The following is an 18,591-nucleotide window of genomic DNA, read 5'->3' as shown; positions in this document are numbered from 1 at the left end:
CGGACCCTTTCGCGGCAAGTTGACCCTGTGCGATTCAGCAGTTATACAGGCTTGCAGAGCAAAGAAAGACCGAGGGAACGGTGAACAGCAACAGGCGTTTGAAACTCTTTGCCGCTTCTCTCGCGGTCGCCGCGTTGGTGCTTTTCCTGCCTCGATTGCTGCTCCACCCAGCGGTTGCGCCGTTTGTTCTCGGCGTGGTTGCGCGAGATTTTGCCGGCAAGGTCCAAGTTCAATCCTGTTCGTTGGGATGGTGGCAGGGGCTGCGATGCGACAATCTCCGCTATGACGAGCCTCTTTCGGGCCTTCACCTGCGATCGCCCCTTCTGCTCAGCGACAAAGGGCTGCTCGCCCTGCTGCTCGCCCCCGCCTATTTGGGGGAAATGACTCTTGACCAACCCACGATAGCCTTGCGGGCTTCAGCAGCAGGCAAAGAACAGCCAGCCCCTCCGAAACCACCGGTCGCCGTGGACGGCACCACGGCGATGCCCTGGTGGGACCGTCTGACCCTCCGGCTCAAGGTGAACGGCGGGCAGGTGCTCGCGACCGGCCAGCACGGCGAACGAAAAATCGCCCATGACCTTCGCCTCGACGCCAGTTTGGCTGTGGGGACGATCAATTATGTCCTGGATTTTCGAGCCGGCCCGGAGGGACGGGTGAAAAGTCAAGGATTTGTCAATCTACCGCCCGCCGGTCAGCCGCTGCCCGAATCCTTGATCTCCCAATCCGAGGTCGACATTCACCAACTGGAAATTGCCGATTTTCTTGAGTTGGCCGCTGCACGGGGCAAGTTCCCCCGAGGCCAAGGACTGCTGAACGCCACCTGCCGGTTGAACGTCGCCGGGATCAGGGACGCGGAACTCCGTGGCGAGGCCTCGTTGCGGGAGATGGCGCTTTTTGGAGGCGTGCTCGGTCAAGACCGGCCGTTCTTGACCGATCTGCGCTTCACGTTCACCGGGAGCCACCATCGCGACGAAGGCTGGCGGCTGTCCGCCTTGGAACTTCGATCCGATCCGCTTCAATTCCAGGCAAGTGGCCATCTGGACCAGAAAGATGTCCAGTTGACCGCCACGGGTTCGCTCGACCTGGCGGCAATGGCGGCTCAGCTGCCCCACCTGCTGTCCGTGCACCAGAAGACAACCATTGAGAACGGGCGGGTCGATTTTTCCCTCCAGGCTGCGGGGCGGCCCGATCAACTGACCGTCAAGGCCGACTGCGGGACCGAGCGGCTGGAGGCAGTACATGCGGGACAGCATATCGCCTGGGATTCGCCGTTGCGCTTGAACCTTGAGGCCGAGTCGAACCAGGGGAAGATTTTGGTGCGCACCGCACAGGCCCGGGCTCCTTTCTTCGAGGCCGGCGGCAGCGGTACCTTGGATGCTTTCACCGTGCAAGCGCAGGCCGATCTCGACCGGATGTTCGCCGAATTGGGCAAGATCTTCGCCCTGGAGGTGCGGCCCCGAGGCCAGGCCGCATTCGCCGCCTCGTCCCGCCTGGGGGAGGACGGGCGGTATCGGCTGGAAAGTCGGCTGGACATCGGCGGTTTTGGTTTCCTGCGAGAGCAGGCCGTGCTGTTTCCCGAGCACGACCTCTCCCTGCGGGCGGAGATCGAAGGGCCGCCGACATGGTTCCGTGACGGCCGGATGCACGCCCTGCGGTTGGAGGCAACCGGCTGGCCCGGGACATTTTCCCTGCAGGCCGACAATATCCAGCCGGAGGCGCGAACGATCGAACTGGCGGAGGCATCGGGGCCCCCCGCCAATTGTTTTGTCAAGGGAACGGCGGATCTGGGCCGGATGGGTGCCGTGGCGCGCGGTCTTGGCGGCAGGCCGCTGCCCCTGGGGCTGGAGGGGCAGCTGTCGCTTGATGCATCGGGGACCTGGAACGGCCAACGGATCGTGCTGGACCGCCTCGACGGCCATGTGGCTCAGCTGCTCGTGGCCACCGAGGCAGGGCCGTTGGTCCGTGAACCACGGGTGGGTCTCGGTTTCGAGGGCGGCCCACTTTCCAGAGGGGGCGTTGCCTTGGGGCAGTTGATGGTTGCCGACAATTGGCAGGATTTGAATGACCAGGAACGGGCTTTTCTGCTGCTTGATTTCGCGGCCCATCAGCTCGATCTGCGCCACCTGCGTTTCACGAGCGCGGCCAATGTCGTTGACTTCGGTTATTCCATGGACAATTGGCACGACAAACGGTCCGGCGTTTCCCTGGAAGTGCATGGCGATCACGACGCCAGCCTGCTGGCGGGCCTGGCCAAGGCCGGGGGATGGATCGGACAGGGCATGGGGGTGAAGGGCAGGGCTCGGACGTCATGGACCCGCCAGGCCAGCGACGATGTGGTGGAGGGCGATCTGACCGTGACCATGGCGCCTTTTGCCTTGTTTGACGGTACCCGCAACGTGTTCACCGATCCCCGCCTGACGCTCAAGATGCGCACGCTCGGCGCCCGGGACGGCAAGGAAGAGGTGAGGATTCCCGCCTTTTCCCTGCATGCCGCTCCGTTTGGCCTCGAAGGAACCGGGCTGATACGGACGCAGCCAACGGCCCGTGTGGAACTGCAGGGACGGTTAACCCCCCATTTTCCGGCGCTGCTGCCGCTGCTCCAGCCCATGATCGGCCGGGAGATCGTCCTGAGCGGCAACGAGCCGGGCTCCTTTCTTCTCAGTCTGCCCCTTCGCCTGCCGCTTGATTTGGAGCAACTGACCTTGGACACGCATCTGCCCCTCGCGCGGCTTGGTTTTCACCGGATCGACCTGCGGGACAATGCCTTGTCGCTGGAGTGCAATCGGGGCCGGTTGCGGGCTCAGCTCTCTGGCCCGCTCAATGGCGGCAAGGTTACCCTGCGACCCGAGTGGCAATGGAAAGATCGCCGGGCAACGATGACCTTACCGCCAGCCAGCCAGGTCTTGCTTGGCGTGCCCCTGAAACGGTCGCTGGTCGAAGGCCTGCTGGCGCCCATGCATCCCTTGTTCGGAGCGCTGGCCCAGGTTGAAGGGACAATCGATCTGCGCATGGAACATTTTTTCTGGCCGGTCAACACCGCGGGCAGGCAACGGCCGACCTTTACTGTCGTGCTCGGTCTGGAAAAAACACGACTCAAGGCAAAGGGCGCCTTGCGGGATGCCTTGCTTGCAGCTGGTTTGGACCGAAGCAGGCTGCGCTTCCAGGACCGGGAACTTGTCTGCGACGGCAAGAATGGCAGCGTGAGCTGCGCGCCGATCCGTCTGTTGGCCGGCGATAGCGAACTGGTTGTCAGCGGTGGCGCGGAGGCCAATGGCGCGTTGTCCATCCGCCTGCGGATGCCGTTGACGGAACATACGGCCCGGAACGTCGGCGGGGTAGTGGTGGAAGAGGCCACGATCGAGACGGAGATTTCCGGCACCGTTTCTCGCCCTGTGTTTGATCGTCAGGCCTTTTTGGCGGCCGCGGCAACACGGCTCGCCACGGAGCCAACGCCGCCGTCGAACGAACGGCAAACAGAGGAGCCGTCTGCCCCCTGAAAATGGTAGAGGCCGGAGCAGATCCTGTGCCCCCCGGGTGGCGCCGTGCGCGCCGGTTCTTCTCGGATCAAGTTGATTGTGGTTGTATTGTTGTCATTTTTTTTCGCATAGGAGGAAATACCATGAGCAAGAAAATAGTGATTGTCGGGGCGGTGGCCGCAGGACCCAAGGCTGCCTGCAGATTGAAACGACTGCGGCCGGACTGGGAGGTCACCATGGTCGATCAGGACAGCCTGATTTCCTACGGCGGCTGCGGCATTCCCTACTATGTCAGCGGCGATGTCTCCGACGAGAGCGAGCTGCGGGCCACCAGTTTCCATGTGGTGCGTGACGCCACCTTTTTTGAGCATTCCAAGGGGGTGCGGGTGCTGACCCAAACAAAGGCCCTGGCCATTGATCGCCAGGCCAAAACGGTGCGGGTGGAAAATCTCGAAACCGGTGCCCAGCAGGATCTGCCCTATGACAAGCTGATGCTGGCCACCGGATCCAGGCCCTTTGATCTGCCCATTCCCGGTGCTGATCTGGATGGGGTGTTCACCATCGCCAACCTGCACAAGGCGATTGAGATTAAACAGAGGATTGCCCAGGGCAAGGTCAGTCGGGCGGTGGTCATCGGCGGCGGTGCCATCGGCATCGAGATGGCCGAGGCCCTGACCGATCTCTGGGGCATCGAGACCAGCCTGTTGGAGCTGGCGCCGCAACTGTTGCCGCGCATCGTTGATTGGCATTTTGCCGCCATGTTGAAAAAGCATCTCCAGGAAAAGGGGGTGGCTGTGTATGCCCGTGAGTCGGCCACCGAGTTGCTGAATGACGGCCAGGGCAAGGTCTGCGGGGTCAAAACCGGCCAGCGCACCCTGGAGGCCGACCTGGTGATCATGGCCGTGGGCGTGCGGCCCCGCAGCGAACTGGCCAAGGCTGCCGGGCTGGATGTCGCCCCCTGGGGCGGCATCAAGGTCAACCAGCGGTTGCAGACCTCGGATCCCGATATTTACGCCGCCGGCGACTGCATCGCCGTGACCAGCCTGATCACCGGCCGGGAAACCTATGCGCCGCTCGGCTCCTTGGCCAACCGCGAAGGCCGGGTGGTGGGCGATAACCTGGCCGGCTATCCCACGGTATTTAACGGGGTCTGCGGTTCTTTCATCATGAAAGCCTTTGAACGGTGCATCGCCGCAACGGGGCTCACCGTTGAAGCGGCTCGGGCCGAAGGGTTTGACGCCGACTATGCCCTGACCGCGCCGGCTGATCGGGCCCACTTTTTTCCGGATCAGGCGGTGGTGATCCTGCAACTGGTTTTTGAGCGGAAAAACCGGCGGGTCCTGGGGTTGCAGGCCTTCGGAATGATGAATGACTCGATTTCCGCCCGAGTGGACACCGCCGCGGCGCTGATCGCCAAGGGGGCGACCATCGAGGACTTCGGCATGGTGGAAATGGCCTATGCGCCACCGTTCTCCTCGGCCATCGACTCGATCAACGCTGCCGCCTATGTGGCGGAAAACTTGTGCGACAACCGGTTGCGCCAGATCGAGCTTGGCCGCTTTCTGGCCTGGATGGACAACATGGCCAGCGAGCCCGACTGGGCGGTGCTCGACCTGCGGCATCCCGTGGAGGCCGCTCCCTATGTTGAGAGGTACGGTGCCGAGCGCTGGATCGCGATGGAATACGGACAGGTGCGGACGCGCCACGGCGAGCTGCCGGCCGGCAAGACCTTCATCCTGTTGTGCAACGCCGGCCCGCGGTCCTATGAGGTGCAAGTCTTCCTTGACCACCTGGGAAAATCCGCTAGCATGGTATTGTGTGGCGGCTTGAATGTGATCAGCCGGTTGGACGTCGACTGGTTATTGAAATAACGGCAGAAACAAATCTTCAACAGGGGTGATGCATGGCTGCGTTGAACGCTGATCATATGATTGAGGAGATCCAGGCCAATATTCAGACCGGGGATGCCCTCAAGGCCCGGCTGGTTCTAGATCATCTCGGTGAAGTCGACAAGAAGACGCAGAATCGGCTGTTGTATGAATTGTCGCGCGGCGAGGTAGCCTTTACCGTCCCCCTGTTGAACCATCTGCTTACCACTCAGCCGGAGTTGTGCACCGATTTGCCGATCATCCGCGAAACGCTCATTTCCCATCTGATCGCCTATCCGGATGTTCTGCTCAATTGCTTGGTCGATCCCCACCTTGCCGACAAGACGGTGATGATCGAAACAGCGGGCGAGTTGAAATTCGAGGAAGCCACCCCGGTGCTGGTCGGCCTGCTAGCCGCGACCAACAAGACGGCCACCATCAAGCTGATTATTGAAAATCTGGGACTGATCGGCGATCCCGAGTCGATCAATGCCCTGACCGATTACCTTTACGCCGCGGATCGGGAACTGATCATCGCCGCCATCCACGCCCTCGGGCAGGTCGGCACCAACACGGCCATGCACCGTCTGGCCGAGCGGATGGGAACGGACAACGAGTTGGACCTGATCATCCTTGGGGTCTTTTCCGAGGTCCAGGACCAGGTTTCCCTGGAAAAGTTGAATGATACGCTCCGGTCCCACTACGCGCACATGCGCATCTACGCCAAGGACGAGCTGGTCCGTATCGGGGTCAAGGCCGTGCCGGTATTAATTGAGAACCTGAAGGAGAGTGACAGCGATCTGCTGATCCACACCTTGAACGTGCTCGGCGAGATCGGTGACGAGAGCGCGATTATGCCGATCCGTTCCCTGCTCAATACCATGCCGCGCAATCCCAACGTCCGCTTTGCCGCCTACGAGGCCCTGGCTCTGCTCCCTTTGCGTAAGGGGGCCTATACCCTGGCCGCCGGTTTGAACGACAGCGAGGATCATGTCTGTACCGCCGCTGCCCGGGCCATCGACCGCAATTTCAACGAAATTCTCGCCGCCGGCATCAAGAACATGGTCCGTGCTCAGAATGACGAGGCGCGCCATATCGTCAAGATCATAGTCAATGCCCAGGTCGACAATCTGTTTCTGCGTTTGGCCAAGGAAGACTATTTTCAGGAATTGGCCCTGATTTATCTGCCCCATGCACACCGGGACATTCGACAGCACTATATTGCCCTGCTCAACAAGGAGGGATTGGGGGAGTTTGCGGCGCGCATTGCCGGCGAGGAGCGGGAAGGAGGTACACGAATCAAAGTCTGTGCCGTTGACGATTCACGCATGATCCTCAATATTTACAAGGCAACCCTTCACGAGCTCGGTTTCGAGCCGGTGCTGTTTGAGTTTCCTGCCGGGGCCTTGGAGTGGCTGGCCAAGGAGAAGCCGGCCCTGGTGCTGACCGATCTCAACATGCCCGAGATCAGCGGCATCGAACTCACCCGGCGTATCCGGACCTTGTATCCCTCGGAGAGTCTGCCGGTGATCATGGTCACCACCCAGTCTGATGTCCAGGATCACGAAGCTGCCTCGGCGGCAGGGGTCAACGACATCCTGATCAAGCCCTTCAGCGCCGAATCCCTGCGCACGGCCATGGGCAAATATATCAAGGGGCATTGACCGAGAAAACGGTCGGAGCGTGCGGAACCGGTTGGGGAGGAGCCGTTTTATCGGCATAACGGTTCCAGATAGTGCGGCAGTTGGTCGAAATAACGGCCGACCTCGCTGGGGTGATGGGCATCCGAGCCCGCCTCCAGCCTGATGCCGCGTTCGAGGGCCGCGGAGATGATCCACGGGGCGGGGAAGGCCGACCCACGGTAATCGAACCCCGAGGTGTTGATTTCCAGGGCAATGTCTTTTCCCTGCATCGCATCCAGTAATTGCGCGATTTGCCCACGGTGTTCGTTGTTGAAGGTGATGCCGGGCAGGTGACGTAACACTGCGTCCAGGTGGCAGAGGACATCGCAGTCCAGGCTGGCCACCGCCTTGATCAAGGTCGCAAAATAGGTGGAAATCACCGCGTCGGCGCCAATGGCGGCCAGGCGATCAAGACTTTGCGGCCGCCGGCTGAGCAGATTTAGGTGGGAGAGTCCGTGCTGATGGAAGTGGCAGGAAAGACCGATGCGTTCGATCGGATACCGCTTCAACCGATGACGGATGGCGTCGATCGCCGCCGGATTGCACCCCATCTCCACCCCCAGACGAACAGCCACCACGCCCCGATAACGCTCTTTCAAGCGCAACCCTTCCTCGAAGTAGTAGGCAAATTCATCGTCATCCAGCCAGCAGGGCGGCTGATAGGCAATGTCCGTTTCCAGGTGTTCGAGAAAGCAGACGGTCGTTAGCCCACGGCGCACTGCCTGCTCGACGTATTCCTCCATTTCACCGACGGCATGCTTGCAGAGCCGGGTGTGGACGTGGCCGTCAACGGTGGTGTCGATCAGGGGAACCATGTGGCTTCAGGTGGGACAGAACCAGGAGTGATGCGCGGAGGGACAAAAAGAGCGGCGATCAGGCGTTGCCTTTGGGAAAAAAATGAACGACGCCATCGATGTCGGAAGTGTCGCAAATGTCACCGATTTCCATGTCGAAATCGAAAAAGCTCCCCAGACCGTCCATTTCGACGGATAGGGTAGGCCCATCGGGCAGATGATAGATAAGCGTGTCGACCTTGCTCAGATCGATGGGATTGGAAAAAATTCGTTTCATGCACTTAATGGGGTGAAATGGAAAAATTATTGCTTTTCTCTTAGCAGGTTTGACCGGGAAATGACATAAAATAAGCGGCCCCGGTATGGATTTTTTCAGGCGGTGCGGTCTTCCTGTCGCTGAATCTGACGGCAAAGGCATGAAGTTTTTTTACTGGCAGGAGGGAATCCTTCCCTGCCTCATCGTCAAGCGTCCGGATAGGATTTGACACCGGGGGCGCACATGGTAAAGTGTTTCTTTTTTATTCGGCGCCATTTTGGGCGCATGCCTTTCATCCTTCCGCACTCAGAGGAACTGCCATGGCGACAGAAGAATATATTGATAACGAATCTGATTTTATCAAGTCCACCGACAAGAATCCCTCCAATATTCTCCCGGAGAAACTGACGCTCAGCTCGCACTTGCAGTTTGCCTGCCATCCAGGGGTAAGCTGCTTCACCGCCTGCTGTCACAATATCAAAATCATCCTCACTCCGTATGACATCCTCATCCTCCGCAAACGGTTGAACATCCCGGCCCACGAATTCATCACCGAATACACCGAGCCCGCCTATTTGGAGAAGACCGATATGCCCGGCGTCCAGTTGAAATTGCGGGGCGAGAAGAACGGTTGCCCCTTTGTCACCCCTGAGGGCTGCACCGTTTATTCGGATCGCCCCTCGGCCTGCCGGTACTACCCGGTGGGCATGGCCGATTTCCATGAGGGCGGCACCAACGATGCCTCCGAGGAGAAATTTTTCTTCCTGGTCAAGGAGCCGCACTGCAAGGGCCATGAAGAACCCAAGCACTGGACCATCGGCGAGTGGCGGGCCGATCAGGGGGTCGATCTGCGCGATGAGATGAACAAGGAGTGGCTGCGATTGGTCATGCGGCGCAAATCCTTCGGCCTGCAAGCGACCTTGAGTGAGGCGGCCAAGCGGATGTTCTTCATGGCTTCCACCGATCTCGATACCTTCCGCAAGTTTATTTTCGAGAGTTCCTTCCTCGACACCTATGAGATGGATGCCGATACCCTGGCCAAAATCAAGGAAGACGATGTGGAATTGATGCTTTTTTCCTTTAAATATCTGGCCAATACCCTCTTTGGTGCGCCTGGGCTGACCATCAAGGAAGACAAAATCAAAGCCAAAGTCGAGGAAATCAAAAAACGTCAGGATGAAGCGCTGCTGGCGGCTGAACGCGAATACGAGGAATTGAAGGCGGAGCGCGACCGGATGCTCAAGGAGCGGCAGGAGCGCGAAGCCGCGGCACGGAAAAAACAAGCGGACAGCTGAGTCAGAAAAAATACCGGGGATGACGAGCTCAATCCCCGGTAACGCGATCAACAAAAAAACCCTGCCGGTTTCCCGGCAGGGCTTTTTTGTTCCATCATGCGTCCGAAGACGGTTTATTCGGTCTCAAGCGCCTTGGCCCAGCCTTTCAGCAATTTCCAGGACTTGTCGACGTCTTTCTGCGACTGTGCCATCAACTCGTCAGCCATTGTCGGATTGGACAGCTTGAGCATCCGGTAACGGTTTTCGTTCATCGCGTAGTCGGCAAAGCTGATGGTCGGCTCTTTGGAGTCGATGATCAGCGGGTTCTTGCCTTCGGCCTCAAGCGCCGGGTTGTAACGGAACAACGACCAGTGCCCGCACTCGACGGCCTTCTTCTGCTGCTCCAGACCCATGGCCATGTTGATGCCGTGGTTGATGCAGTGGGCATAGGCGATGATCAGGGACGGACCGTCATAGGCCTCGGCCTCCTGAATGGCCTTGATCGCCTGCTGCGGGTTGGCGCCGAGGGAAATGCGGGCAACATAGACCGTGCCGAAGGTGGAGAAGATCAGGCCCATGTTCTTCTTGGGCATGCTCTTGCCGCCGGCGGCAAACTGAGCCACGGCTGCACGCGGGGTGGACTTGGACATCTGACCACCGGTGTTGGAGTAGACCTCGGTATCCAGCACCAGGATATTGACGTTCTTGCCGGAAGCCAGAACATGGTCAACACCGCCGTAGCCGATATCATAGGCCCAACCGTCGCCACCGATGATCCAGACGGATTTTTTCACCAGGTAGTCGGCCACATGATAGAGCCGTTTGGCGATGGCGTCTTTCTTGCCCTCGAGGGCCGCCTTCAACTCGGCCACGCGAGCGCGCTGGGCCTCGATCTCGGCCTGCTCCTTCTGCGGGGCGTTGAGCAGGGCGTCGGCCAACTCTTTGGCGACCAGACCTTCCTTGACAGCCGCATCCAACAGTTCGACCGCCTGGCTGGCCAGTTTGTCGACCGCTTGACGCATACCCAAGCCGTGCTCGGCGTTATCCTCGAACAGCGAGTTGGACCAGGCCGGCCCACGTCCGTCGGCGCGCTTGCAGTACGGGGTGGTGGGCAGGTTGCCGGAGTAGATCGAGGAACAACCGGTGGCGTTGGAGGCCAACATACGGTCGCCGATCATCTGGGTGACCAGCTTGATGTACGGGGTCTCGCCGCAGCCAGCGCAGGCGCCGGAGAACTCGAACAGCGGCCGTTTGAACTGGCTGCCCTTGATGGTGCCGACGTTGATCAGGCTGTCGTCAACCTCGGGCAGGGCCAGGAAGGTCTTCCAGTTCTTCAGGGATTCCTGCTTGATCTCCTCGGTGTTCATCACCATGGACAGCGCGCGGATCTCGGTCTTGTTGCCCTCGGCATCCTTCTTGCGAGCCGGGCAAACGGTGACGCACAGCGTACAGCCGCAGCAGTCGGCCGTGGAGATCTGCATGGTGAACTTCATGTCCTTGAACTCCTTGCCTACCGCATCGGCGGTCTTGAAGGAGGCATCGGCGCCGGCGGCGGCCAGGGCTTCAGGGGTGGCGACCTTCATGCGGATACAGCCATGCGGGCAAACCAGCGAACAGCGGCCGCACTGGATGCAGGTCTCGGCATCCCAACAAGAAACCTGAACGGCGATGTTGCGCTTCTCCCACTGGGAGGTGGCGGTCGGCCAGCGGCCGTCGTTCGGGAACTGGGAAACCGGGATGTCCTCGCCGTGACCTTCCATCATCTTGGCGGTGACGGTCTTGACGAACTCAGGTGCTTCGTCGGAAACGATCGGCGGCATCTCGTGGCCGGTGATTTTCTTGGGAACCTTGACCTCGACGATGTTTTCGATGGCGCCGTCAACCGCGGCGTAGTTCATGTTGACGACCTTGTCGCCCTTGATGCCGTAGGTCTTTTTGATTGCCTTCTTGATCGACTTGATCGCCTCATCCTTGCTGATGATGCCGGAGATGGCGAAGAAGGCGGTCTGCATGATCATGTTGATGCGAGCGCCGAGGCCAAGGGCCAGGCCGAGTTTGACCGCGTCGATGATGTAGAATTTGATCTTCTTCTCGATCAGTTGCTTCTGCACCAGGGAGGGCAGGTGGTCCCAGATCTCGTCCTTGGTGAAGGTGGTGGTCAGCAGGAAGGTGCCGCCGGTCTCCAGGTTGGCCAACATGTCGTAGGTGTCAAGGAAGGCCGGGTTGTGACAGGCGACGAAGTTGGCCTTGTTGATCAGATACGGGGCAACGATCTGATTCTTGCCGAAACGCAGATGCGAAACGGTCATGGAGCCGGACTTTTTGGAGTCGTAGACGAAGTAGCCCTGGGCCGAGTTATCGGTTTCGGTACCGATGATCTTGATGGTGTTCTTATTGGCACCAACGGTACCGTCGGAACCCAGACCGTAGAACAGGGCGCGGAACACGTCGCTGCCTTCGATGTTGAAGGACTTGTCATACTTGAGGCTAGTGAAGGCCAGGTCGTCGTTCGGGCCAACGCAGAATTTCTTTTTCGGCGCAAGCGATGCCATGTTGTCGAACACGGCTTTGACCATGGCCGGGGTGAACTCGGCGGAGCCCAGACCGTAACGGCCGTTGAGGATAACCGGGACGAACATGGTGGGGTTGGCCTCGGCAGCCTCGGTGACGGCGGTGCGGACGTCGAGATAGAGCGGATCGCCGTTGGAGCCCGGCTCTTTGGTGCGGTCAAGCACGGTGATGCGCTCAACGGTGGGCGGCAGGGCGTTGACCATGGCTTTCGGATCAAACGGACGGAACAGACGAACGATGACCAGACCAACCTTCTTGCCCTCGGCAATCAGGTGCTCGACGGTGGAGGCAACGGTCAGGGCGCCGGAACCCATGATGACGATGACGTCGGTGGCATCCGGGGCGCCGATGTAGTCGAACAGGTGATACTGGCGACCGGTCAGGGCGGCGAATTTGTCCATGGTGGCCTGGACGATACCCGGAACGGCGTCATAGAATTTATTTACGGTCTCGCGGCCGATGAAGTAGACGTCCGGGTTCTGGGCCGTACCGCCGATGGTGGGGCGATCCGGGGTCAGGGCGCGCTCGCGGTGCTTGATGATCAGGTCCTCGTCGATCATGGCGCGCATGTCGTCCATGGTCAGCTGCTCGATCTTCATGACCTCGTGGGAGGTCCGGAACCCGTCGAAGAAGTGGAGGAACGGAATGGAGGACTGCAGGGTGGAAGAGGTGGCAATCAGTGCCATATCCTGGGCTTCCTGCACGTCCTGGGAGCAGAGCATGGCCCAACCGGTCTGGCGGACGGCCATGACGTCGCCGTGATCACCGAAGATAGACAGACCCTGGCAGGCGATGGCGCGGGCGGTGACATGGAAAACCGTGGGCAACAACTCACCGGCGATCTTGTACATGTTGGGGGTCAGCAGCAGCAGACCCTGGGAAGCGGTGAAGGTGGTGCACAGGGCACCGGCGCCCAGAGAACCGTGGATGGAACCGGCGACACCGGCCTCGGACTGCATCTGGGTAATAACCGGGATGGATCCCCAGATATTCTCTTGTTTGGCGTTGGCTTTGGCGTCGGACTCGGCAGCCATCGGAGAGGATGGCGTAATGGGATAGATTGTTATGACTTCACTTGTGGCATACGCAACATGCGTACATGCCTGGTTTCCGTCAATGGTGACCATTTTTCGCGACATAAGATCATTCTCCTTACACGGTGGTTGGTGTTTGCCGGCAGGAACTGCCGGAAACGGTTAAGATGAACGCTATGAAAAAGGTTCCGCAGAACCTCAAAAAGTGTACTTACCCGCTTTGGTCTTCTCTCTGGTGATGCTGTTTACGGTTCAGTTGTTCTCTGCCTCATGATGAAAAAAAAGGGGAGGAGGGGGGGACAGGCAAGCACGGGGTGGCGGCATGCACAGAGCGCAAAAAACCGATGGTTGTTTGATTGCCGAGAAAGATGCTTGGTATTTCCATCCGGTTTGTCACAATCATCCGTCCACCACGGGGTGGCCACGTTTCAACAACACCGCGCCGCTTCATGGGGTGACCTTCCCCGGCCACGGTAATGAATTGGCATTCAGTTATTTAGTTGGCCACGATAAACCAAAACAGCGCATTCTGCAATCCTAAACCGTTGGCCCAAAAGCCATGCAGTTGCGGCCTGTTGTTGTGCACCGCGACCCGGCAAGCCGCTGGGTGTCGCTGATGGACTTGGCCGGAAGGCGATCGGCAAGCGGCTGCGTGAGGGCAGCCGCTTGTTCAGTCGGGACTTTCCTCCAGGTAGTCCTTGATCTTTTCGTAGAGTGACTCCGGGATATATTCCCCGAACATGAACTGCTCTGCTTCCTCGCCCGTGATCACCGCCTTGACGTCGTCGGGCAGGGATCGGAGGAAGGCAACCTTGGCGGGATCGGGCTTCTTTTGGTCAGGCATGATGTACCTCGCTGAGACTGTCTGGCAACGATGCACCCCGGGAACGGGTGATCTGCATGAGACCCAACTATACGAAAAAGGCAGCCATAGCACAAGAATCCTCGGGCCGTTTCATTGGATGAGGATTCGTCTGAGAGCGGGTGTCTGCCCGGGAACAGGCGGCGGCCAGAAACCAGTTTAATTCGCCAGGGGTTTTTGTTATGTTCCATTCTTCTTTTTCGAACGGCGGAAAAGGAGATCGGCGCAACGACCAGGGCCGCCAGGCCAGCAGAGAGTGGAGGACGGGCAATATGGATACATTCGGGCGAGTGACGGTTCTGGCTGGGTGTTCCGGTGAGCCGAGCGACTGTTCACGCGCCATCCTTCCCACGCTTCCTCCCCGGCCCGTCATGGACACCAGCTCGGAGCAGCCATGCTGACCAGGGTCAAGGCGTTTTTGCCGGGCGAGCGGGCGCGGATGATCCTGATCGCCGCCTTCATCGGCGTGATGTCCGGCTTGGCCATCATTGTCTTCCGCGAGGCGGTTGATCTCATCCATGAGCTCATTTTTGTCTGGGGCTACGAGGCTCTCGGTATTGGCCAGGGCGGGTGGCGGAAACTGCTTTTGCCGCTGCTGCCAATGCTCGGCGCCACTCTGCTCATCCCCCTTTCCCTCGCCTTTCCCGGCGAGGTCAACGGCTACGGGTTCACCAATTTCCTTCGCCGGGTCAATCTGGAGAATGGCGTGATCCGGGCGCGCACCATCTTCATCAAGATCATCAGCACCGCCCTGACCATCGGTTCCGGCAACTCGGCCGGTGTCGAAGGGCCGATTGCCCAGATCGGCGGCGCCCTGGGGTCGCAGGTTGGGCAGCGTTTCCGGGTGTCCGGCAAGCGCATGAAGGTCTACATCGCCGCCGGATGCGCCGGCGGTATTGCCGGTATCTTCAACGCGCCCCTGGCCGGGATGTTTTTCGCGGCGGAGATCGTGCTGCTCGGCACCTATGAGATATCCTCCTTTGCCGCCTTGGTGATCGCCTCGGCCCTGTCCACCGTGGTCTCCCGCGCCTATTATGGCGAGATTCCGGCTTTTCCCATCCCCGACTATTCGATCGTCAACCCCTTTGTCGAATTGCCGTTGTACACGGTCATGGCCGTTGTCGTCGGGGCGACGGCGGTGCTCCACATTCGCTTTTTTTATCTGATTCGCGACCAGTTTCAGCGAATCCCGCTCCACCCGCAAATCAAGCCGATCTTCGGTGCCCTGCTGGTGGGGTGCATCGCCCTCTTCTTTCCCCAGGTCATGGGCAACGGCTACGACTATATTGCCAAGGCCCTGGCGGGCGACACCCTGGTCTGGCGGATGATGCTTCTGGTCTTCCTCAAATCGCTGGCAACCGCCATCACCCTGGGCTCGGGCGGCGCCGGCGGCGTTTTTGCTCCGGCCCTGTTCATTGGCGCCGTGCTTGGCGGCGCCTTTGGCGGCATTGTCCACCATTTCCTTCCCGGCTACACGGCCACCGCCGGCGCCTATGCCACGGTGGGGATCGGCGCGTTCCTCGCCGCCACCACCCACGCGCCACTGACCGCCATCTTTTTGTTGTTCGAGATGACCGGCAACTACATGATCATCATCCCGGTGATGCTGACCGCCGTCCTGGGGACCGTGACCTCTTCCTGGTTGTACGGCGACTCCATGGACACGGTGGATTTCACCCGCGAGGGGATCGATATTCACGAAGGCCGCGAGGTGGCGATCATGAAGTCGATCCGAGTGGGCAAGGCGATCACCGAAGATGTCGATTTTATTAGTGAAAACGCAAATATCAATCATTTGCTCGAACTGTTTCGCTTTGCCCGCAACAGCTTCTATTTTCCGGTGATCAACGCCCACGGCATGATGGTCGGGGTGGTGTCGATGCAGGATGTGAAGACTGTCCTCCACAGCGAGGAAGAGCGTGTCTGCCACCTGGTGGGATCCATCTGTACCCGCGACGTGATCATGCTCACCCCGGACACCAATTGCTATGAAGCGATGAAGCTTTTTGACATCAAGGGGATCGACGAGATCCCTGTGGTGGAGACCCTGGAGGAACCTTGGGTCCTGGGCATGCTCAAACGCCAGGATGTGATCGCCGCCTACAACCATGAGATGCTCAAGCGCGGCATCAACGAACGGGCCGAGTCCATCCGTATGATCTGTTCGGCGAGCTGAGGCAAAGCCGGGCAGCTCCCGGCTATCCGGCCGAGCTGATTCATAAAAAACGCTTTTTGCGATTGAACAAAGATTGAACAAATACAAGCGGTGCTTATACTGCATTATATCCTGTCCCCCTTTTCGCAGCCATTCATGAGGCTATGGTGAAAATTTCCCTCTATTCCTTTGGGTTCAAGCATGGTCCGGCCGCGGCCGATCTGGTCTGGGATGTCCGTTTCTTGCCCAACCCGTTTTGGGTGCCGGAGCTGCAACCCTTTACCGGCAGGGAGCCACGGGTGGCCAGCTATGTGCTCGGCAACCAGAGCGGCGCACGGTTTCTTGCCCTGCTTGAACCCCTGCTGATTTTTTTGTTGAATGAGTACGCGGCGGGAGGGCGGGAGTCGGTGACCGTGGCGGTGGGATGTACCGGCGGCAAACACCGCTCGGTGGCCGTGGTCGAGTACCTGCGCGCCCTTCTTGAGCGGCAGGGGCTGCGGGCGGAGGTCGCCCATCGGGATGTCGACAAAAATTGACACGGGATGGGCGGCTCTGCGAGCGCGCCCAGTATAGTCCACGTTTTTGCACCCATGGAGGAGATCATGAAAGAGATGCTGAAAAACATAGTCTATGCCGGAATCGGCGCGGCCTTTCTCACCAAGGAAAAGATCGAGGAGCTCAAGGGCGAACTGATTGAAAAGGGCAAGATGTCCCAGGAAGAGGGCAAACAGTTCGTCGATGACCTGTTGCGCAAATCCGAAAAGGCCAAGGATCAGCTGGATCTGTGGATCAATAAGCGGGTCGAGGACCGGATCAAGCAGCTCAATTTGGCCACCAAGGACGAAATCGCCGAGTTGCAGCGCAAGATCGAGGAACTGCAGGTGGCCACCAACCGGAGTGACGGCGAGTAATATCGCGCATGTTCAGTATCCGCAAGCTCGGCGCCATCGGCCGGACCTACCGCCACCTCAACCGCTATCACCGCATCCTGCGGGTGCTGTTCAAGTACGGCTTCAATGATCTGGTTGACCGTCTGCACATCGACCAGTACCTGGAGTCCGGACTGCAGATGATCAACCGCAAGCCGCGCGAGCAGATCGCGCGGCTGTCCCGGCCGGAGCGGCTGCGGCTGGTCTTCGAGGAGTTGGGGCCAACCTTTATCAAACTCGGCCAACTGCTCTCCACCCGGCCCGACTTGATTCCCGCCGATTTCCTTGACGAATTGGCCAAGCTCCAGGATGATATCGCCGCTTTCGGCATCGACGAGGTGCAGGCGATCATCAAGGAGGAACTGGGGCGGGCGCCGGAGGAGATTTTCCATTATTTCGACACCGAGCCCTTGGCCGCGGCCTCCATTGGCCAGGTACACCGGGCGCGCATGGACAACGGCGCCGAGGTGGTGGTCAAGGTACAACGGCCCGGGATCGAAAACGTCATCGCCGTGGATCTGGAGATCCTGGCCCACATCGCCGAGCTGATGGAGCAGTACCTGGAGGAGGTCCAGGGGCATCAGCCCATGGCCATTGTCCACGAGTTTGCCCGCAGCCTCAGCCGGGAGATCGATTTTTCCATCGAACTGGCCAACATCCAGCGCTTTGCCCGCCAGTTCGAGGGCAACCCGGCCATCCATGTGCCCTTGGTCTATCCAGAGCTGAGCACCGATCGCATTCTGGTGATGGAATATGTGATCGGCATCAAGTCATCCAAAGTGCATCTGCTGCGCGAGCAGGGCTATGACCTGCCGTTGATCGCCGAGCGCGGGGCCAATCTGGTGATGGAGCAGATCTTTGTCCACGGTTTTTTCCACGCCGATCCCCATCCGGGCAACGTGTTTGTCCTGCCGGACAATGTGCTCTGCTTTATTGACTTCGGGCAGATGGGGCGGCTGTCACTCAAGGATCGAGAGGATTTCACCGACCTGGTGCTCGACTTGGTGGCCGGCAACGAGCAGCAGGTGGTCAGCGGCGTGCTCAAGGTGACGGTGCAACTGGGCGAGGTCGACCGGGAAAATCTGGGCCGCGATCTGGGCAGTCTGATGGACATGTACCTCTATCGGCCGCTGGAGGATCTAGAGGCCGCCAAGATTCTTCAGGATCTGCTCGACCTGGTATCACGGCACAAACTCTCCTTCAAGCCAAGCCTCTATCTGATGATGAAGGCCCTGAGCACGGTGGAGGGGGTGGGGTTGATGCTCGACCCCAAGCTCGAACTGATCCGCCTGGCCAAACCGTTCATGCGCAAGATCCGGTTGGGGCGGATGCAGCCCGGACGGATCGCCGAGGAACTGTCCCACACCGGCACCTCTTACCTGCAGCTGCTGCGCGACCTGCCCGACGAGCTCCGCACCATCCTCTCCCAGCTGCGCAGCGGCCGGATGCGGCTGGAGTTCGAGCACCGGGGACTGAAGTCCTTGGACTCCACCCTGGACCGGGTGTCCAACCGGATCAGCTTTGCCATTGTTCTGGCCGCCCTCATTGTCGGCAGTTCGCTGATCGTCCTCTCCGACATCCCCCCCCACTGGCACAGCATTCCGGTCATCGGCCTGCTCGGTTTTCTGTTCGCCGGCGTCATGGGGTTCTGGCTGCTGCTCTCGATTATCCGCCACGGCCGGATGTAAAT

Annotated in this window: 13 protein-coding genes; 9 read left to right on the top strand and 4 right to left on the bottom strand. The window is 59.6% G+C overall.

The window, feature by feature from the left end:
- Positions 1 to 80: 80 nt before the first annotated feature.
- The 3 genes from DESPR_RS12845 to DESPR_RS12835 all read left to right on the top strand — a co-directional run bounded on the left by DESPR_RS12845 (position 81) and on the right by DESPR_RS12835 (position 7,008).
- Positions 81 to 3,497 (top strand): translocation/assembly module TamB domain-containing protein, encoded by a 3,417-nt coding sequence (locus DESPR_RS12845; RefSeq protein WP_015725226.1) that lies wholly within the window; start codon positions 81 to 83, stop codon positions 3,495 to 3,497.
- 122 nt (positions 3,498 to 3,619) lie between these two features.
- Positions 3,620 to 5,347, top strand: coding sequence for an FAD-dependent oxidoreductase (locus tag DESPR_RS12840; RefSeq protein WP_015725225.1), 1,728 nt, complete (start codon positions 3,620 to 3,622; stop codon positions 5,345 to 5,347).
- A gap of 32 nt (positions 5,348 to 5,379) precedes the next feature.
- The gene (locus tag DESPR_RS12835) at positions 5,380 to 7,008 is read left to right on the top strand and encodes a HEAT repeat domain-containing protein (RefSeq protein WP_015725224.1); all 1,629 of its coding nucleotides are present in this window, start codon (positions 5,380 to 5,382) and stop codon (positions 7,006 to 7,008) included.
- Positions 7,009 to 7,055: 47 nt separating this feature from the next.
- On the opposite strand, the gene DESPR_RS12830 is transcribed toward DESPR_RS12835, so the two are convergent.
- Both DESPR_RS12830 and DESPR_RS12825 read right to left on the bottom strand, forming a co-directional pair.
- Positions 7,056 to 7,841: a histidinol-phosphatase gene (locus DESPR_RS12830; protein WP_015725223.1), complete on the bottom strand. Its 786-nt coding sequence runs from the start codon at positions 7,839 to 7,841 to the stop codon at positions 7,056 to 7,058.
- Positions 7,842 to 7,899: 58 nt separating this feature from the next.
- Positions 7,900 to 8,097 (bottom strand): hypothetical protein, encoded by a 198-nt coding sequence (locus tag DESPR_RS12825; protein WP_015725222.1) that lies wholly within the window; start codon positions 8,095 to 8,097, stop codon positions 7,900 to 7,902.
- A gap of 299 nt (positions 8,098 to 8,396) precedes the next feature.
- Between DESPR_RS12825 and DESPR_RS12820 the strand changes: the two genes are divergently transcribed.
- Positions 8,397 to 9,371, top strand: coding sequence for a YkgJ family cysteine cluster protein (locus tag DESPR_RS12820; RefSeq protein ID WP_015725221.1), 975 nt, complete (start codon positions 8,397 to 8,399; stop codon positions 9,369 to 9,371).
- Positions 9,372 to 9,484: 113 nt separating this feature from the next.
- Here the strand turns inward: DESPR_RS12820 and nifJ are convergent, their stop codons facing one another.
- Positions 9,485 to 13,060 carry a pyruvate:ferredoxin (flavodoxin) oxidoreductase gene (nifJ, locus tag DESPR_RS12815; protein WP_015725220.1) on the bottom strand — a complete coding sequence of 1,192 codons (3,576 nt, stop codon included), beginning with the start codon at positions 13,058 to 13,060 and terminating at the stop codon, positions 9,485 to 9,487.
- A gap of 217 nt (positions 13,061 to 13,277) precedes the next feature.
- Here nifJ and DESPR_RS18570 point away from each other — a divergent pair, with 217 nt between their 5' ends.
- Positions 13,278 to 13,496, top strand: a complete 219-nt coding sequence (locus DESPR_RS18570) for a hypothetical protein (protein ID WP_169701611.1) — start codon at positions 13,278 to 13,280, stop codon at positions 13,494 to 13,496.
- Positions 13,497 to 13,625: 129 nt separating this feature from the next.
- On the opposite strand, the gene DESPR_RS18565 is transcribed toward DESPR_RS18570, so the two are convergent.
- Positions 13,626 to 13,799 carry a hypothetical protein gene (locus DESPR_RS18565; RefSeq protein ID WP_015725219.1) on the bottom strand — a complete coding sequence of 58 codons (174 nt, stop codon included), beginning with the start codon at positions 13,797 to 13,799 and terminating at the stop codon, positions 13,626 to 13,628.
- A 412-nt stretch (positions 13,800 to 14,211) separates the two neighbouring features.
- Here DESPR_RS18565 and DESPR_RS12810 point away from each other — a divergent pair, with 412 nt between their 5' ends.
- From DESPR_RS12810 to DESPR_RS12795, 4 genes are all read left to right on the top strand, one after another.
- On the top strand, positions 14,212 to 15,993 hold the full coding sequence (locus DESPR_RS12810; protein WP_015725218.1) for a chloride channel protein: 1,782 nt from the start codon (positions 14,212 to 14,214) through the stop codon (positions 15,991 to 15,993).
- A gap of 143 nt (positions 15,994 to 16,136) precedes the next feature.
- A complete protein-coding gene (locus tag DESPR_RS12805) occupies positions 16,137 to 16,508 on the top strand; it encodes a RapZ C-terminal domain-containing protein (protein WP_052302113.1) in 372 nt (123 codons plus the stop codon).
- Between the two features lie 66 nt (positions 16,509 to 16,574).
- Positions 16,575 to 16,883, top strand: coding sequence for a phasin family protein (locus DESPR_RS12800; protein ID WP_015725217.1), 309 nt, complete (start codon positions 16,575 to 16,577; stop codon positions 16,881 to 16,883).
- 8 nt (positions 16,884 to 16,891) lie between these two features.
- Positions 16,892 to 18,589: an ABC1 kinase family protein gene (locus DESPR_RS12795; protein ID WP_015725216.1), complete on the top strand. Its 1,698-nt coding sequence runs from the start codon at positions 16,892 to 16,894 to the stop codon at positions 18,587 to 18,589.
- The last annotated feature ends 2 nt before the right edge of the window (positions 18,590 to 18,591 follow it).

The organism is Desulfobulbus propionicus DSM 2032, assembly GCF_000186885.1.
In the GTDB taxonomy this organism is placed as follows: domain Bacteria; phylum Desulfobacterota; class Desulfobulbia; order Desulfobulbales; family Desulfobulbaceae; genus Desulfobulbus; species Desulfobulbus propionicus.
This window is presented reverse-complemented; position numbering and strand designations above follow the sequence as displayed.

Bases quoted from the DNA above. Each gene is read 5' to 3' on its own strand.
- DESPR_RS12840 (WP_015725225.1), top strand. From the start codon at position 3,620: ATGAGCAAGAAAATAGTGATTGTCGGGGCGGTGGCCGCAGGACCCAAG.
- DESPR_RS12835 (WP_015725224.1), top strand. From the start codon at position 5,380: ATGGCTGCGTTGAACGCTGATCATATGATTGAGGAGATCCAGGCCAAT.
- DESPR_RS12830 (WP_015725223.1), bottom strand. From the start codon at position 7,841: ATGGTTCCCCTGATCGACACCACCGTTGACGGCCACGTCCACACCCGG.
- DESPR_RS12825 (WP_015725222.1), bottom strand. From the start codon at position 8,097: ATGAAACGAATTTTTTCCAATCCCATCGATCTGAGCAAGGTCGACACG.
- DESPR_RS12820 (WP_015725221.1), top strand. From the start codon at position 8,397: ATGGCGACAGAAGAATATATTGATAACGAATCTGATTTTATCAAGTCC.
- nifJ (WP_015725220.1), bottom strand. From the start codon at position 13,060: ATGTCGCGAAAAATGGTCACCATTGACGGAAACCAGGCATGTACGCAT.
- DESPR_RS18570 (WP_169701611.1), top strand. From the start codon at position 13,278: ATGCACAGAGCGCAAAAAACCGATGGTTGTTTGATTGCCGAGAAAGAT.
- DESPR_RS18565 (WP_015725219.1), bottom strand. From the start codon at position 13,799: ATGCCTGACCAAAAGAAGCCCGATCCCGCCAAGGTTGCCTTCCTCCGA.
- DESPR_RS12810 (WP_015725218.1), top strand. From the start codon at position 14,212: ATGCTGACCAGGGTCAAGGCGTTTTTGCCGGGCGAGCGGGCGCGGATG.
- DESPR_RS12805 (WP_052302113.1), top strand. From the start codon at position 16,137: ATGGTGAAAATTTCCCTCTATTCCTTTGGGTTCAAGCATGGTCCGGCC.
- DESPR_RS12800 (WP_015725217.1), top strand. From the start codon at position 16,575: ATGAAAGAGATGCTGAAAAACATAGTCTATGCCGGAATCGGCGCGGCC.
- DESPR_RS12795 (WP_015725216.1), top strand. From the start codon at position 16,892: ATGTTCAGTATCCGCAAGCTCGGCGCCATCGGCCGGACCTACCGCCAC.